Below are 14,977 nucleotides of genomic sequence, written 5' to 3'. Positions count from 1 at the left end.
AGGAGATTGATGATCATTGGAGAAATGAAAGCATACCTGCGTCAAGCAGAAGAGGGAGTGACAGCAGATCATGAAGAAAACGCTTGAGGCTTTGTTTCATCAACCAATCGTATCAGTGAAAACGTTAGGAGAACAATATGACGGACGGGCTAATGATGTGTGGCTGATCTCCTTACAAGATAAAACGGAATATGTAGTCAAATCTCCTAAAACTGCAAGAGAAGAAAGTGAATTTGTTTCTGGGATCAAATTGATCTATGGAGTAGATGACCGTACTGTAGAAGAGCATATCGATCAAATCAATCAAAAGCTGTCTCATACGAATTCCTTTCATATTCCAAAAGTTGTTCGTAAAGTGAAGAAGGCAGGGAGACATTTTTATGTAATGGAAAAAGTAGAAGGAACACCTTGTACATCTTTTGAGGGACGTTCATCAGACTTTTATAAGGATTATGGGAGGAAACTAGCACATCTTCATTCATATCGTACTGACTTTTTTGGTGCAGTCTACGGAGCTGAAAAGAAGCATTTGAGAGAATTCCATGCTGTGTTAAAAAAGGCTGTATTCAAACTCATAGGCCGCTATTACGCTGATCAGCATGAATTTCACTGTTATGCAGAAATTGTGCTGCAAAAGATGGAAAAGCTAAAGCCCCCTGATTCAGCAAGTCTCATTTTAATTGATTTAGATCCGTCTCAATATATTGAAAAAGATGATCAAGTGACGAGTTTAGTTGATACAGAATATGTCGTATATGGACCAGCTGCGTTTGATTTTATTGCATTGGAATACCTTTTGACGAAAGAAGCTGCCCGCAATGTTCAATTGGGCTATGAAGAGATTTGCCCGCTTCCTCGTGATCTTCATGAGGTGAGAGAGTGCTATCGTTTTGTTTCTCTGCTGCTCGATATCCATGGCTCATGGGATTTGAAAAAGTGGATAAATCACCCTATATTGTTTGACTCATATCGATAAAGGGTTCATAAGTGCGCCAGATGCCGGTTTATAGTAAAGTAAAGATAACAAAAGAAACACATGAACTTGCAACCTTTGCTTTAGGAGGAGATTGTGTGCGACACGCATTAATAACAGCGGGTTCTAAAGGACTTGGCCGGAAAGTTACCGAGTCTTTACTGAATATGGGGTATTCTGTGACAGTGAATTATCGAAGTGATGATGAAGCTGTCCGACAGATGAAAGAAGAATTACACCAGTACGAAGATAAGCTTCAATTTGTCCAAGGTGATGTGACAAAAAAAGAAGATTTAAAAAACATGGTAGAGCTGGCAGCAGAGCGATTTGGACGGATTGATGCCTTGATTAACAATGCCGGTCCTTATATTTTTGAACGAAAAAAACTGGCGGATTACTCTGAAGATGAATGGTATCAAATGATAGAAGGCAACCTATCAGCAGTATTCCATTTGTTCCGAATGGTCATCCCAACGATGAGAAAACAAGGCTTTGGCCGCATTATCACTTATGGCTTCCAAGGTGCAGACCATGCGCCAGGCTGGATGCACAGATCAGCCTTTGGAGCGGCAAAAGTGGGCCTTGCGTCATTGACGAAAACCATTGCGATTGAAGAAGCCGAAAATGGCATCACTGCTAATATGGTTTGTCCAGGCAAAATCGTTGGAGACATGAAAGAATCGACAATAGAGAAAGCCCGTCAAATCAAAGACGATGAAACGCCGATAGGCAGGTCTGGCACTGGTGAGGATATAGGACGCATCATTTCATTTCTATGCGATGACCGTTCAGATCTCATTACAGGGACCGTCATTGAAGCAACAGGTGGTCTTAACGTCATTCACAGGCATTAAGTTTTTCAGCTTTTTATAGAGGGAATAAATGATATGAGATCAAAATTGAAAGGTGGATATACTACATGAAAGCTACATATCATGGACATTCAGTTGTACACATTGAAACAAACGGATATCATATTTGGATTGACCCATTTTTAAATGGAAATAAGCATACAGAGATCAAACCGCAAGATGTGAAAGCGGATGTCATTTTACTGACACATGGACATGGAGATCACCTTGGTGACACCATTGAAATTGCTAAAAATAATGACGCTCTCGTCGTTGCGCCAAATGAGCTTGCCGTTTATTTAAGCTGGCAAGGGGTGAAAACGCACCCGCTTCATATCGGCGGCGGACGTGAGTTTGAATTTGGTAAAGTGAAGCTCACGCAAGCGTTTCATGGTTCAGCTGTCATTGATGAAGAGGCACAGACAATTACGTATACAGGGATGCCATCAGGTATTTTATTTACCGCAGAGGGTAAAACAATTTATCATGCAGGAGACACTGCACTCTTTTCAGATATGAAACTGATCGGTGAACTGAATCATATTGAGCTCGCATTCCTTCCAATTGGTGATAACTTCACAATGGGACCAGAGGATGCAAGAATCGCAGCAGAATGGCTGCGTGCAAAACAGGTTGTTCCGATTCACTACAGCACATTTCCGCCAATTGAACAGGATCCACATGCATTTGCAGACAGCCTGCATGGCGGCGTCGGTCATGTGTTAAACAGCGGGGAATCAATCGAAATTTAATCCTCATATGAAAAAAGCTGGCACACAAATGCCGGCTTTTTTTATTTGCCTTCATCTGCCGAAAGAAAAGACAAATTGCTATTAAAAGCCTCCTGCCCTTATAATGAAACATAGATGAAAACGCTGAAAACAAAAAGGGTGAACGGGATTGGCGACAAAGCATGAGCAAATTTTATCGTATATTGATTCATTAGATGTCGGAGAGAAAATTTCTGTCCGGCGCATAGCGAAAGAAATGAAAGTGAGTGAAGGTACCGCTTACCGGGCCATCAAAGATGCTGAAAATAAAGGATTCGTCAGTACCATTGAACGCGTCGGCACCATTCGAATTGAGCAAAAGAAAAAAGAAAATATTGAAAAACTCACATATGCAGAAGTGGTCAATGTTATTGATGGTCAGGTCCTTGGAGGACGCGCCGGCTTACATAAAACGTTAAATAAATTTGTTATCGGAGCGATGGAGCTGGACGCAATGATGCGCTATACGGCTGCTGGCAACCTGCTCATCGTCGGAAACCGGATCAATGCCCATAGGCAGGCATTAGAGGCAGGGGCGGCTGTGCTGGTCACAGGCGGATTCTCAACTGATGATGAAATCATTCAGCTCGCAGATGAGCTGGAGCTGCCGATTTTATCGACAAGCTACGATACATTTACCGTAGCGGCTCTCATTAACAGAGCCATTTATGACCAATTAATTAAAAAAGAAATTGTGCTTGTAGAAGATATTTTAACGCCGATTGAACGCACCGTGTATTTATCACCAGAGGATAAGCTTGAAAAATGGTATGAAAAGAATTATGAAACTGGCCACGGCCGTTTCCCGGTCGCAGATGATCAAATGAAGATTCACGGAATCCTCACCTCAAAGGATATTGCGGGGCATGACCGCTCCACACCGATTGAAAAAGTGATGACGAAAAATCCGCTGACGGTCATTGGCAAGACATCTGTCGCCTCAGCTGCACAAATGATGGTGTGGGAAGGCATTGAGGTGCTGCCAGTTGTGGATGATCATGCGAAGTTGATCGGTATGATCAGCCGTCAGGATGTGCTCAAGGCGCTCCAAATGATTCAAAAGCAGCCGCAGGTCGGAGAAAAGCTGGATGATGTTGTCTCAAGAGGATTTAAAGAAGCCGATACAGAGAAACCAAAAGCGGATGCGGTTTATCAATACGAGGTTACCCCGCAAATGACGAACCAGCTTGGAAACATTTCATATGGGGTGTTCACACAAATTTTAATCGAATCTGCCAACCGCTTCTTAAAATCTCATAAAAAGGGCGAACTGATCGTCGAGAGTCTCTCTGTCTATTTCTTAAAACCGGTCCAAATGGAATCCACAATCCAGATTAAGCCGAATATTTTAGAAGTAGGACGCAAGTTTGGAAAGCTGGAAGTGGAGGTTTATCACCAATCGAATATCGTAGGCAAAGCGATGCTGATGGTGCAGCTGATGGAAAGAGGATAATGATAAAAAGGGCGAACTCATGTCGCCCCTTTCCTTATTACGCGTGATCTTTTTCGCCTTCCTTTAAAAAGAGCGGAAGATAATGCTTGTAGGCTTTATACCCAGCCCATGTACTGCCGATACCAACGGCAACAAAAATAAATCCGATGACAAATGCGAGTGACGAGCGGTTTAAAAATAATTGATTCACACCGAAGAGCAGGACAAAGCAGCCAAGGGCCATACTGGATTTCGCCGACCAGAATTTTTTCTCGACTGGCCGGTTCGTACGGACATTTTTTGCTTTGTAGTATAAATAAAACATGGCAGAACAAATAATAAACACAATCAAAACAAGCATGTGCCAAGCCTCCATTGTAAGTGGTTACAACCCTATTTTAAACGTAAATAGGCTTGCTTACTAGAATAAATTGTCTATTCCTCACTTTTCCGTCACGATAGATTATGATTTAATAATAAAAAGAGTATCGCATGAGAAGGAGTTTTTATGAAAAAAGAACTGATTAGAACCATATCATTATATGACACCATCATCATCCATAGACATGTAAGACCAGATCCTGATGCGTATGGATCGCAGTGCGGCCTTACGGAAATCTTGCGTGCCACCTATCCAGAAAAAAATATTTATGCGACAGGAACGCCTGAGCCATCCCTTTCATTTTTATATGAACTCGATGAGGTACCAGATGACGTGTATAAAGGGGCCCTTGTCATTGTCTGTGATACAGCCAATCAAGCAAGAATCGATGATCAGCGCTATTTAATGGGCGATAAGCTGATGAAAATCGACCATCACCCGAATGAAGATCCTTATGGTGATTTGCTTTGGGTGGATACAGAGGCAAGCTCTGTGAGCGAGATGATTTATGAATTGTACTTAGAGGGGAAAGAAGAAGGATATCAGCTGAATACAAAGGCAGCTGAATTGATCTATGCCGGCATTGTAGGAGACACAGGCCGCTTCCTTTTCCCAAACACAACGAAAAAGACACTCAAATATGCAGGGGAACTTATCGAATATCCATTTTCATCTTCAGATCTTTTCAATCAATTGTATGAGACAGATTTGAATGTCGTGAAATTAAATGGCTATATTTTTCAACATATTACTTTGTCAGAGAACGGGGTTGCATCTGTTTTCATTAAGCGCGAAATTTTGGAATCGTTCCAAACAACAGCGCAGCAGGCCTCACAGCTTGTTGGGACACTAGGAAATATTGCAGGCATTAAGGCATGGGTCTTTTTTGTGGAAGAAAACGATCAGATTCGTGTGAGATTCCGCTCTAAAGGCGTCGTCATTAACACCATTGCGAAAAAATATCATGGAGGCGGCCACCCGCTTGCAGCCGGTGCGTCCATTTATGATTGGGCCGTAGCAGATGAGATTTTGCGTGATTTAGAGGAAGTATGTAAAGCATCATCATAAGAGAGGAGGGATATAAAGTCCCTTCTCTCTTTTTTGTCATGGAGAAAAGGGTTACTTGCATACAGGGATAAACCAGCAGCCGATGTCTGTTGAATCTTCATAGGCTTGGAGATTTTGATGCTTTAATTCTTTTTTAATTAAATGAGCCATCATTTCTGTCTCAGCATAAGCACACATGCCGTCTTTGATCCGGCTTGCTTTGTCTCGTGCCATTTGACGATAGCTGTAAACCTCCATTGTCCTCACCTCTTTCTATTTAAGATCTCGTTCTACTTTTAGTGTATAAAAATGAAGCGTGAAAAGAAATCATTGAGGGCAGAAATTCATAAAAATTCCACAACCTCTTTATTCAGCAAATGAAATACGTACTTCAAGTGAAAGCTTCGTATAAATTGTCAGCTCTGTCACTTTCGCGCGATATGCCTTTTCCCGAATGGTATATTCTTTATTTTCCACTGTCCGTTTTAGTAATTCCTTTGTTTTATAGACACTTTCAATATCTTTTGTAATGACTTCTGAGATATCCTCCTTGACCTGATCTTCAAACTTTAGTGTATCTGGCTCTGGGATTTTATATTGCTCACGATTCACGAGATGAACATCTACGCTTTGGATCAGCAGCCGCTTCTTATTATCCTCATTTAACTTATGCAAATCTTCCCGATAGAGTGTGATTTGTTCTTTCAGACTGTCCATATGATGCTGCTGGCTTCTCAGCAGTGTCACTTGCTTTTCCTGAAAGGTTCCGTATGTAAAGAGAAAAATAAGCCAGCTTACAATCGCACCAAACATCATTCCTGCAAAAAAACGCTGCCAGCCTGGGCGTTTATACAGCTCCGGCACCCTCATGATGACACATGCTCCTGGGTGAGCCACGTAATAATGAGATACCCCGTTTGTGCACCGCCCATGGCAGAGATAATTAATAAAATCTGCTTGAAAATATCACGCGTGTTTCCTTCAAAAATGCCTCGTTCAAAGCTATAAACAGCATCAAATGTTCCGCCAATAGCGGCGACAAGCGCCCAAATCTTTAAACGGTTGGCAAGACTAGTAATAATGGATAAAGGCGGCTGACCAGATAAATACGCACCAACACCGCCTATGATAGCACCACCCAAGATGACCCCTAGGGCGATAAAATAACAGCTGATAAAATTCGGAATAAAAGCTTCCTTCACATCCATTTTGTCCACCTCACTCTATTCAATATATGGCGTGTTCTGGACAAGTATGAACGGACAGAAAAGAAAGAACATTTGTTTCTCATCGCATCGCGTTTTATAATGAAAGAATGACTTTAGACGAAAGGAGTGGATTAAGCATGTCTTATGTTCATCTTCAGGTCCACAGTGGATACAGCTTGTTAAGCAGTGCAGCTAAAGTAAAGGAGCTTGTGCTGAAAGCAAAAGAACTTGGCTGCAAGGCGCTCGCTCTTACCGATGACCATGTGATGTATGGCACGGTTGAATTTTATAAGGAATGTAAAAAACATGGCATCAAGCCGGTTATCGGTTTAACAGCTTCTGTCTTCATAGATGAACAAGAGACAGAGGCTTATCCCTTGGTACTCCTTGCAAAAAACAATGAAGGCTATCAAAACCTAATCAAAATCAGCAGTGTGCTGAAATCAAAATCAAAAGCTGGATTGAAAGAGAAATGGCTCAAAAGCTATCACCGCGGGCTCATTGCCATCACACCAGGCGCATCTGGGTATATTGAAACGCTTTTGCAGCATGATCAGTTAGAAGAAGCGCGTGAAGCCGCTAAACAATTGAAGCATATATTCGGCGAGGGACATGTGTATATCTCACTTCAGCCATTTCAGCAGGACGAATCGCTCGCCGGCAAACTGCGGGACGTCTCACAAAGTACAGACATTCCTCTTGTTGCGACGGGTGATGTTCACTATATCAATCGAGAAGACAAAATGGCTTATACGTGCTTAAAAGCGATCAAAGCAGGTAAGCAGCTTTCAGAGATAGAGGAAGACCGAGGAGAAAAGCATTTCAGATCCTTTGAAGAAATGTTGGAATGGTATAGAGATGATCAAGAGCTGCTGACAAGAACGGTGGAGATTGCAAACCGCTGTGAAGTTGATTTAAATCTTGGGCAGACAAAACTCCCATCTTACCCGACTCCTGATCAATCAACAGCAGATCAGTTTTTACGCAGAGTGTGCGCAGAAGGGATGAAGCAAAGAAAGCTTGCTTCAAATGACATGTATGTCAAAAGGCTTGAATATGAGCTGAGCATTATCCAAAAAATGAATTTCAGTGATTATTTTCTCATTGTGTGGGATTTTATGAAATATGCGCATGACAAAGGAATTGTCACAGGCCCTGGGCGGGGATCAGCAGCGGGTTCACTTGTTGCATATGTTCTGTTTATTACGGATGTCGATCCGATCCGTCACGGTCTTTTATTTGAGCGCTTCTTAAATCCAGAGCGGATCAGCATGCCAGATATTGATATTGATTTCCCCGACACGAGAAGAGATGAAATCATTTCTTATGTAAAAGACAAATACGGAGATATGCATGTGGCGCAAATTGTCACGTTTGGAACACTGGCAGCAAAAGCTGCTTTAAGGGATGTTGGTCGTGTGATGGGAATTGATTCAAAGGCAGCGGACCGTCTTGCCAAGCTGATTCCATCAAAGCCAGGAACGACGCTGAAAGAAGCGGTGACTGCATCTTCTGAATTAAAAACGATGCTTCAGCAATCCGATGAGCTTCGAAAGGTCTTCCAAACTGCTTTAAAAGTAGAAGGCTTGCCAAGACACACCTCGACACATGCAGCTGGCGTTGTGCTGAGCGAGGAACCGCTGACAGAGGTCGTTCCCATTCAAGACGGCCATGAAGGTGTGTATTTAACGCAGTATGCGATGAATTATTTAGAAGATCTCGGACTGTTAAAGATGGATTTCTTAGGACTAAGAAACTTAACATTAATTGAATCCATTAAAAACCAGATTGAAAGACAGGAAAACGTCCACATTAACTTTAGTGACATTTCATATGAGGATCAGAAAACGTTTGAATTGTTATCCGCAGGAGATACAACTGGAATATTCCAGCTTGAATCACAGGGGATGCGTCAGGTGCTAAGGCGCCTGAAGCCGTCTAGTTTAGAAGATATCGTGGCGGTCAATGCTCTCTATCGTCCAGGTCCAATGGAAAATATCCCGCTTTTTATCGACCGAAAGCATGGCAGAGTCAAAGTCTCTTATCCTCATCCTGATTTGTATGACATATTAAAGGATACATATGGGGTCATCGTCTATCAGGAGCAGATCATGCTGATTGCAGCGAAAATGGCTGGATTTCAGCTGGGCGAGGCAGATCTATTAAGAAGAGCTGTTTCAAAGAAGGATAAAAAGGTCCTGGATGAAGAGCGAAGCCATTTTGTTGAAGGATGCCTAAAAAAGGAGTATCCTGTTAACATTGCAAATGACGTTTATGACTTAATCGTCAAATTTGCAAACTATGGTTTTAATAGAAGCCATGCTGTTGCATATAGCATGATTGGCTTTCAGCTTGCTTATTTAAAAGCGCATTATCCGTTATATTTTATGTGCGGTCTTTTAACGAGTGTAATTGGAAATGAAGACAAAATTGCTCAATATTTCTATGAGGCGAAGGAAAAAGGGATATCTGTGTTGAAGCCTTCTATTAATAAGAGTGAGTTTCCATTTACGGTTGAAAAAGGGGAGATCCGCTACAGCTTAAGAGCGATTAAAAATGTCGGAGTGTCAGCTGTAAAGGATATATACAGAGCAAGACAGGAAAAGCCGTTTGAAGATTTATTTGATTTTTGCGCAAGAGTATCACCAAAGAGTGTCAACCGAAAAACGATTGAAGCGCTCATTTTTTCAGGGGCGATGGATGAATTTTATCCCAATCGTGCTTCGTTATTAGCATCGATAGATATTGCGTTAGACCACGTGTCATTTTTAAATCCAGAGGATCAGCTGGACTTTCTTGGGGATACAACCTTCTCCATTAAGCCAAAATATGCGGAGATAGAAGAAATGCCGCTTGTTGATCTCCTGCAATTTGAAAAAGAGGCACTCGGGTTATATTTATCAAATCATCCAGTACAAGCGTACCGAGACCGCTTAAGAGAGAATGGTGCAGTGGAAATCATCAGACTTTCTTCCTATATTAAGCGTAAAATCTCAATGGGTGGTCTTTTGACAAAAGTGAAATCGATTCGGACAAAAAATGGACAATCGATGGCATTTGTTACATTTGGGGATGAAACGGGAGAAATGGAAGGCGTCGTCTTTCCAGAGCAATTTAGAAAGCTGTCCCCCTTACTTGAGGAGGGCAACATGCTTTATGTTGAAGGCAGAGTAGAGGTCAGAAATGACAGCAGTCAAATCATCGTGCAAGAAGCTGCTTTGCTGGAAGAGATGGATGCAAAAAGAAAAGAGTCTGTCTACATTCGTGTGAAAGAAGAGAATCATACGCAGGAGCTGCTAGAGCAAGTAAAACGAATCCTTTCGATGCACAGCGGAGAAGCAGATGTCTATTTGTATTATGAGAAGCAAAAAAAGACGATGAGACTTCCAGATGCATACAAAGTTCATGCAGATCATGCTGTGATTTTCCAGTTAAAAGAGCTGCTCGGTGAACAAAATGTTGTGATTAAATGATGACAAATCGCCTGAATATGTTTTACAAATTCACCTATTGTGTTATCATTTTAAAGATTCTGTGTATTTAAAACTGCCAGTATGTGCTTATCAATTTAGCAAATCATTAAATCATTTTCCACTTGAAGGAGTGTTCATCACATGTCATTAAGAGAAGAAGCATTACATATGCACAAAGAGAATCAAGGCAAACTCGAATCAAAATCAAAAGTACAAGTGAAAAATGCGAAAGACTTGAGCTTGGCTTATTCACCTGGTGTTGCAGAACCATGTAAAGATATTTATGACGACACAAGCAAAGTGTATGATTATACAATGAAAGGCAATATGGTCGCTGTTGTCACAGACGGAAGCGCTGTTTTAGGACTTGGAAATATCGGTGCAGAAGCATCTCTTCCAGTAATGGAAGGGAAAGCTGTATTATTCAAAAGTTTTGCAGGCGTAGATGCCTTCCCAATCGCGCTTGCAACGAACGATGTAGACAAAATCGTTGAAACAGTGAAGCTTCTTGAGCCGACTTTTGGCGGTGTGAACCTTGAAGATATTGCAGCGCCTAACTGCTTTATCATCGAAGAGCGCTTGAAAAAAGAGACAAACATTCCAGTTTTCCACGATGATCAGCACGGAACAGCGATTGTGACAGTAGCAGGACTTGTGAATGCACTGAAGCTATCTGGAAAATCCATGTCTTCAATTAAAGTAGTGGCAAACGGCGCCGGAGCAGCAGGAATTGCGATTATCAAGCTTCTTTATCATTTCGGTGTACGTGATATCATTATGTGTGATACGAAAGGTGCTATTTACGAAGGCCGCCCGAACGGTATGAATGCAGTGAAAAACGAAGTAGCTAAATTCACGAACCAAGACCGTAAAGAAGGTTCATTAGAAGAGGTCATTGAAGGCGCAGATGTCTTTATCGGGGTTTCTGTGGCAGGCGCTTTAACAAAAGAAATGGTTGGAAAAATGGCAAAAGATCCTGTCATCTTTGCTATGGCTAATCCAAATCCAGAGATCATGCCAGAAGATGCACATGCAGCAGGAGCAAGTGTTGTAGGAACTGGCCGTTCTGACTTCCCGAACCAAGTGAACAACGTACTGGCATTCCCAGGAATTTTCCGCGGAGCATTAGATGTACGTGCAACTCACATTAACGAAGAAATGAAAATCGCAGCTGTTGAAGCGATTGCGTCTCTTGTTTCAGATGAAGAATTGTCAGCTGAATATGTCATTCCTGCACCATTTGATGCACGCGTAGCACCAGCGGTAGCAAAAGCGGTGGCAAAAGCAGCAATGGAAACTGGCGTTGCAAGAATCAAGGTCGACCCAGAAGCTGTCGCTGAAAAAACAAGAAAATTAACGATTATCGGCGAATAATCAACTGGAAAAGTGTGCACGTTCTTTCTGAAACTGGAGAAAAACGTGCACCATTTCCTCTCTTACGCGAAAATTTTTTCATCCGGAATGAGATTTTTTTGTAGACGTTCACAATTCAAACACATCAACTGCTCAGCGCCCCAAACACATACTCATTTCTCATCAATTCCCCACTGAAAAAATTGAATGAAGGATGACAGCGTTTGACAAAAAAAGTACAATAGTTTCGGTACAGTTATGACATGTCCTATAATAGTGGATGTGCGTGTAAAGAAAAAACCCTTCAAAAAGGGAGGTAGTCATTTGTCAATCAAGAATATTTTCAGTAAAAAGAAAAAATATGCATCTGTACCCTCTGAACAGGCAAGTCAAGATGTGCCTGAAGGCATCATGACCAAATGTCCGCAATGTAAAAAAATAATGCTCACCAAAGAACTAGATAAAAATTTACGTGTTTGTATGAATTGCGGCAGACATTTGCAAATGAATGCAAAACAGCGTATTGAAAGCCTTGTAGATGAAGGCACATTTGAAGAATTTAACGGGCACCTCATTTCATCAAACCCGCTCGGTTTCCCAGGCTACGAAGAAAAGCTTGAGAAAGACAGAGAAAAAACATCTTTGAATGAAGCCATTGTCACTGGTAAAGGTGAAATTGAAGGCCAAAGTGCTGTGATTGCTGTCATGGATGCCACGTTCCGTATGGGCAGCATGGGATCCGTTGTTGGTGAAAAGATCACGCTGGCGATCGAGAAAGCAAAAGCGGACAAGGTGCCATTTATTATCTTTACTGCTTCTGGCGGAGCGAGAATGCAAGAGGGAATTCTCAGTCTCATGCAGATGGCAAAAACAAGTTCAGCATTAAAACTGTTCAGCGAGGATCAAGGTTTGATTATCTCTGTGATGACGAACCCAACAACTGGCGGTGTATCAGCTAGTTTTGCGTCTCTCGGTGATTACAATTTTGCAGAACCTGGTGCTTTAATTGGTTTTGCAGGCCGCAGAATCATTGAACAAACGATTCGTGAAGACCTGCCAGAGGACTTCCAGACGGCTGAATTTTTAATGAAGCATGGACAGCTTGATGCTGTGATCCATCGTGCAGAAATGAAAGAAACACTAGGCCGAATCTTAGCGCTACACAGCACAGGAGGTGAACGAGAGTGGCTGGAGAACTAGAATTTGAAAAACCTGTCATTGAACTTCGAGCGAAAATTGATGAACTGAAAAAGTTCACACAAAACTCAGAAATGGATTTAAGTGCAGAAATTGAGCGCCTTGAAACACGTCTGAGCAAGCTTGAAGCAGACATTTATACAAATTTAAAGCCGTGGGACAGAGTGCAGATTGCTCGGCATGCGATGCGCCCAACAACTCTCGATTACATTCAAGAGCTGTTTGACAACTTTTTCGAATGTCACGGTGACCGTTTTTATGGTGATGATGAAGCGATCGTTGGAGGAATTGCCACGTTTAAAGGGCTTCCTGTCACGGTTATTGGCCATCAGCGCGGTAAAGATACAAAAGAAAACTTGCGCCGTAATTTCGGAATGCCTCATCCAGAAGGCTACCGTAAAGCGCTGCGCTTGATGAAACAAGCAGATAAATTTAATCGCCCGATCATTTGCTTTATTGATACAAAAGGAGCTTATCCTGGTAAAGCAGCTGAAGAGCGCGGACAAAGTGAAGCAATTGCGAAAAACCTATTCGAAATGGCAGGACTTCGTGTACCGGTTGTCTGTATTGTCATTGGAGAAGGCGGAAGCGGCGGTGCACTAGGCTTAGGCGTAGGGAACCACCTATTCATGCTAGAAAACTCAACATATTCAGTGATTTCACCTGAAGGTGCAGCAGCACTGCTCTGGAAGGACTCATCACTTGCGAAAAAAGCTGCAGAATCAATGAAAATTACCGCTCCAGACCTAAAAGAATTAGATATTATAGATGATGTTATTAAAGAAGTGCAAGGTGGAGCACATCGAGACGTGAAACAACAAGCAGCTTACATGGAAAAAACATTAAAACAGTCACTTACATCTTTGCTCAAACTAACGCCTGAAGAACTAGTCGAACAAAGATATGAAAAATACAAAGCAATCGGGAAAGTCTCGATTGAAAATCAATATATTGGGGTAAACTAAATAAACGTACAGCCTTTTTGGCTGGCGTTTATTTTTTTCATCTTTTTTCATGAAAACCGTCTTCATGTAAGCGCTATTTGAAAATAATTTTCTTTTGTTTTCATAAAATTTGAAACGTCTTAAAACCTTGATATGACAAGGTTTATAGCACCTGCCTTTACAGATTTCAGAGAGATTTGCTTTCATGACGTTCTTAACTTTTGTTTAAAAACGGTTTATTTAATTGTATAATAAGTACGGTTTTAGAAATTCGTATTGAAAACATCCAAATTTGCTCATGATTGTTTTCAAGCAGTGGAAATGGTATGTTTAATTCATATATGGTCTCTGAGGTGAAAAAGATGAAGCGTATAGGAGTTTTAACAAGCGGTGGGGATTCCCCAGGAATGAATGCAGCTGTGCGCGCAGTTGTAAGGAAAGCAATTTACCATAATGTTGAAGTTTACGGTATTTATAATGGATACTCAGGTCTAATTAACGGTAAAATTGAGAAACTCGAAATAGGTTCAGTAGGCGATATCATTCATCGTGGAGGAACAAAACTTTACACGGCAAGATGTCCTGAATTCAAGACAGTTGAAGGTCGTGAAAAGGGAATTGAAAACTTAAAAAAATTCGGTATTGAAGGACTTGTAGTCATTGGTGGAGACGGGTCATTTATGGGAGCGAAGAAATTAACAGAGCTCGGTTTTCCATGTGTAGGTGTTCCAGGCACGATTGACAACGATATTCCAGGTACTGATTTCACTATTGGCTTTGATACAGCACTGAATACTGTCATTGATGCCATTGATAAAATTCGTGATACAGCTACATCTCATGAACGTACATACGTAGTGGAAGTAATGGGAAGACATGCTGGTGATATTGCTCTTTGGTCAGGTCTTGCGGGCGGAGCCGAATCTATTTTGATTCCTGAAGCAGACTATGACATGGACGAAATTATTGCTAGGTTAAGAAGAGGTCACGAACGCGGCAAGAAGCATAGTATCATCATCGTTGCAGAAGGCGTAGGCAGCGGTGTTGAATTTGGTAAGCGGATTGAAGAGGAGACAAGCCTTGAAACACGTGTATCTGTCTTAGGGCATATTCAGCGCGGAGGTTCTCCGAGTGCGTTTGACCGTGTACTGGCAAGCCGTTTAGGAGCATATGCAGTCGAGCTTCTTCTTGAAGGACAAGGCGGACGCTGTGTAGGCATTCAAAGCAATGAACTCGTTCATCACGATATTTTAGAAATCTTAGATAAAAAACATACAGTCGATAAAAATATGTACCGACTTTCACAAGAGCTCTCTATATAAAACGAGAAGACCTTAGGAGGAACAG

General features: G+C 41.7%; 14 protein-coding genes. 10 read left to right on the top strand and 4 right to left on the bottom strand.

Annotated features, from left to right (window positions below):
* The first annotated feature begins 70 nt into the window (after positions 1-70).
* The 4 genes from NSS76_RS13655 to NSS76_RS13640 all read left to right on the top strand — a co-directional run bounded on the left by NSS76_RS13655 (position 71) and on the right by NSS76_RS13640 (position 4,047).
* A complete protein-coding gene (locus NSS76_RS13655) occupies positions 71-976 on the top strand; it encodes an aminoglycoside phosphotransferase family protein (protein WP_073206957.1) in 906 nt (301 codons plus the stop codon).
* Between the two features lie 95 nt (positions 977-1,071).
* Positions 1,072-1,827 carry an SDR family oxidoreductase gene (locus NSS76_RS13650; RefSeq protein WP_034624202.1) on the top strand — a complete coding sequence of 252 codons (756 nt, stop codon included), beginning with the start codon at positions 1,072-1,074 and terminating at the stop codon, positions 1,825-1,827.
* A gap of 65 nt (positions 1,828-1,892) precedes the next feature.
* Positions 1,893-2,576, top strand: a complete 684-nt coding sequence (locus tag NSS76_RS13645) for a metal-dependent hydrolase (protein ID WP_044334924.1) — start codon at positions 1,893-1,895, stop codon at positions 2,574-2,576.
* A 148-nt stretch (positions 2,577-2,724) separates the two neighbouring features.
* Positions 2,725-4,047: a CBS domain-containing protein gene (locus tag NSS76_RS13640; protein ID WP_024424801.1), complete on the top strand. Its 1,323-nt coding sequence runs from the start codon at positions 2,725-2,727 to the stop codon at positions 4,045-4,047.
* A gap of 37 nt (positions 4,048-4,084) precedes the next feature.
* On the opposite strand, the gene NSS76_RS13635 is transcribed toward NSS76_RS13640, so the two are convergent.
* Entirely contained in the window at positions 4,085-4,387 is a 303-nt protein-coding gene (locus NSS76_RS13635) for a YtpI family protein (protein ID WP_003216665.1), read from the bottom strand.
* Between the two features lie 147 nt (positions 4,388-4,534).
* On the opposite strand from NSS76_RS13635, the gene NSS76_RS13630 reads away from it, so the two are divergent.
* Positions 4,535-5,476 (top strand): DHH family phosphoesterase, encoded by a 942-nt coding sequence (locus tag NSS76_RS13630; protein WP_341082389.1) that lies wholly within the window; start codon positions 4,535-4,537, stop codon positions 5,474-5,476.
* 51 nt (positions 5,477-5,527) lie between these two features.
* On the opposite strand, the gene NSS76_RS13625 is transcribed toward NSS76_RS13630, so the two are convergent.
* The 3 genes from NSS76_RS13625 to NSS76_RS13615 all read right to left on the bottom strand — a co-directional run bounded on the left by NSS76_RS13625 (position 5,528) and on the right by NSS76_RS13615 (position 6,663).
* Positions 5,528-5,713, bottom strand: a complete 186-nt coding sequence (locus tag NSS76_RS13625) for a hypothetical protein (protein WP_003216400.1) — start codon at positions 5,711-5,713, stop codon at positions 5,528-5,530.
* 108 nt (positions 5,714-5,821) lie between these two features.
* Positions 5,822-6,325, bottom strand: coding sequence for a sporulation membrane protein YtrI (gene ytrI, locus NSS76_RS13620; protein ID WP_003216226.1), 504 nt, complete (start codon positions 6,323-6,325; stop codon positions 5,822-5,824).
* On the bottom strand, positions 6,322-6,663 hold the full coding sequence (locus NSS76_RS13615; RefSeq protein ID WP_024424798.1) for a YtrH family sporulation protein: 342 nt from the start codon (positions 6,661-6,663) through the stop codon (positions 6,322-6,324). Before NSS76_RS13615 ends, ytrI begins: the two co-directional genes overlap by 4 nt.
* Positions 6,664-6,800: 137 nt before the next feature.
* On the opposite strand from NSS76_RS13615, the gene dnaE reads away from it, so the two are divergent.
* The 5 genes from dnaE to pfkA all read left to right on the top strand — a co-directional run bounded on the left by dnaE (position 6,801) and on the right by pfkA (position 14,952).
* On the top strand, positions 6,801-10,136 hold the full coding sequence (dnaE, locus tag NSS76_RS13610; RefSeq protein ID WP_341082388.1) for a DNA polymerase III subunit alpha: 3,336 nt from the start codon (positions 6,801-6,803) through the stop codon (positions 10,134-10,136).
* A 141-nt stretch (positions 10,137-10,277) separates the two neighbouring features.
* On the top strand, positions 10,278-11,510 hold the full coding sequence (locus tag NSS76_RS13605; RefSeq protein WP_025092260.1) for an NAD(P)-dependent malic enzyme: 1,233 nt from the start codon (positions 10,278-10,280) through the stop codon (positions 11,508-11,510).
* A gap of 303 nt (positions 11,511-11,813) precedes the next feature.
* Positions 11,814-12,689: an acetyl-CoA carboxylase, carboxyltransferase subunit beta gene (gene accD, locus NSS76_RS13600; protein WP_024424796.1), complete on the top strand. Its 876-nt coding sequence runs from the start codon at positions 11,814-11,816 to the stop codon at positions 12,687-12,689.
* On the top strand, positions 12,674-13,651 hold the full coding sequence (gene accA, locus NSS76_RS13595) for an acetyl-CoA carboxylase carboxyl transferase subunit alpha (protein ID WP_024424795.1): 978 nt from the start codon (positions 12,674-12,676) through the stop codon (positions 13,649-13,651). Before accD ends, accA begins: the two co-directional genes overlap by 16 nt.
* Before the next feature lie 341 nt (positions 13,652-13,992).
* Entirely contained in the window at positions 13,993-14,952 is a 960-nt protein-coding gene (gene pfkA, locus NSS76_RS13590; protein WP_024424794.1) for a 6-phosphofructokinase, read from the top strand.
* The last annotated feature ends 25 nt before the right edge of the window (positions 14,953-14,977 follow it).

Source organism: Bacillus sp. FSL R5-0654 (assembly GCF_038008745.1).
GTDB lineage: Bacteria > Bacillota > Bacilli > Bacillales > Bacillaceae > Bacillus > Bacillus safensis.
This window is presented reverse-complemented; position numbering and strand designations above follow the sequence as displayed.

What these genes read in the sequence shown, in the direction of transcription:
- dnaE (WP_341082388.1), top strand. Translation starts at nt 6,801, where the DNA reads ATGTCTTATGTTCATCTTCAGGTCCACAGTGGATACAGCTTGTTAAGC.
- NSS76_RS13635 (WP_003216665.1), bottom strand. Translation starts at nt 4,387, where the DNA reads ATGCTTGTTTTGATTGTGTTTATTATTTGTTCTGCCATGTTTTATTTA.
- ytrI (WP_003216226.1), bottom strand. Translation starts at nt 6,325, where the DNA reads ATGAGGGTGCCGGAGCTGTATAAACGCCCAGGCTGGCAGCGTTTTTTT.
- NSS76_RS13625 (WP_003216400.1), bottom strand. Translation starts at nt 5,713, where the DNA reads ATGGAGGTTTACAGCTATCGTCAAATGGCACGAGACAAAGCAAGCCGG.
- NSS76_RS13605 (WP_025092260.1), top strand. Translation starts at nt 10,278, where the DNA reads ATGTCATTAAGAGAAGAAGCATTACATATGCACAAAGAGAATCAAGGC.
- NSS76_RS13630 (WP_341082389.1), top strand. Translation starts at nt 4,535, where the DNA reads ATGAAAAAAGAACTGATTAGAACCATATCATTATATGACACCATCATC.
- NSS76_RS13655 (WP_073206957.1), top strand. Translation starts at nt 71, where the DNA reads ATGAAGAAAACGCTTGAGGCTTTGTTTCATCAACCAATCGTATCAGTG.
- pfkA (WP_024424794.1), top strand. Translation starts at nt 13,993, where the DNA reads ATGAAGCGTATAGGAGTTTTAACAAGCGGTGGGGATTCCCCAGGAATG.
- NSS76_RS13645 (WP_044334924.1), top strand. Translation starts at nt 1,893, where the DNA reads ATGAAAGCTACATATCATGGACATTCAGTTGTACACATTGAAACAAAC.
- NSS76_RS13615 (WP_024424798.1), bottom strand. Translation starts at nt 6,663, where the DNA reads ATGGATGTGAAGGAAGCTTTTATTCCGAATTTTATCAGCTGTTATTTT.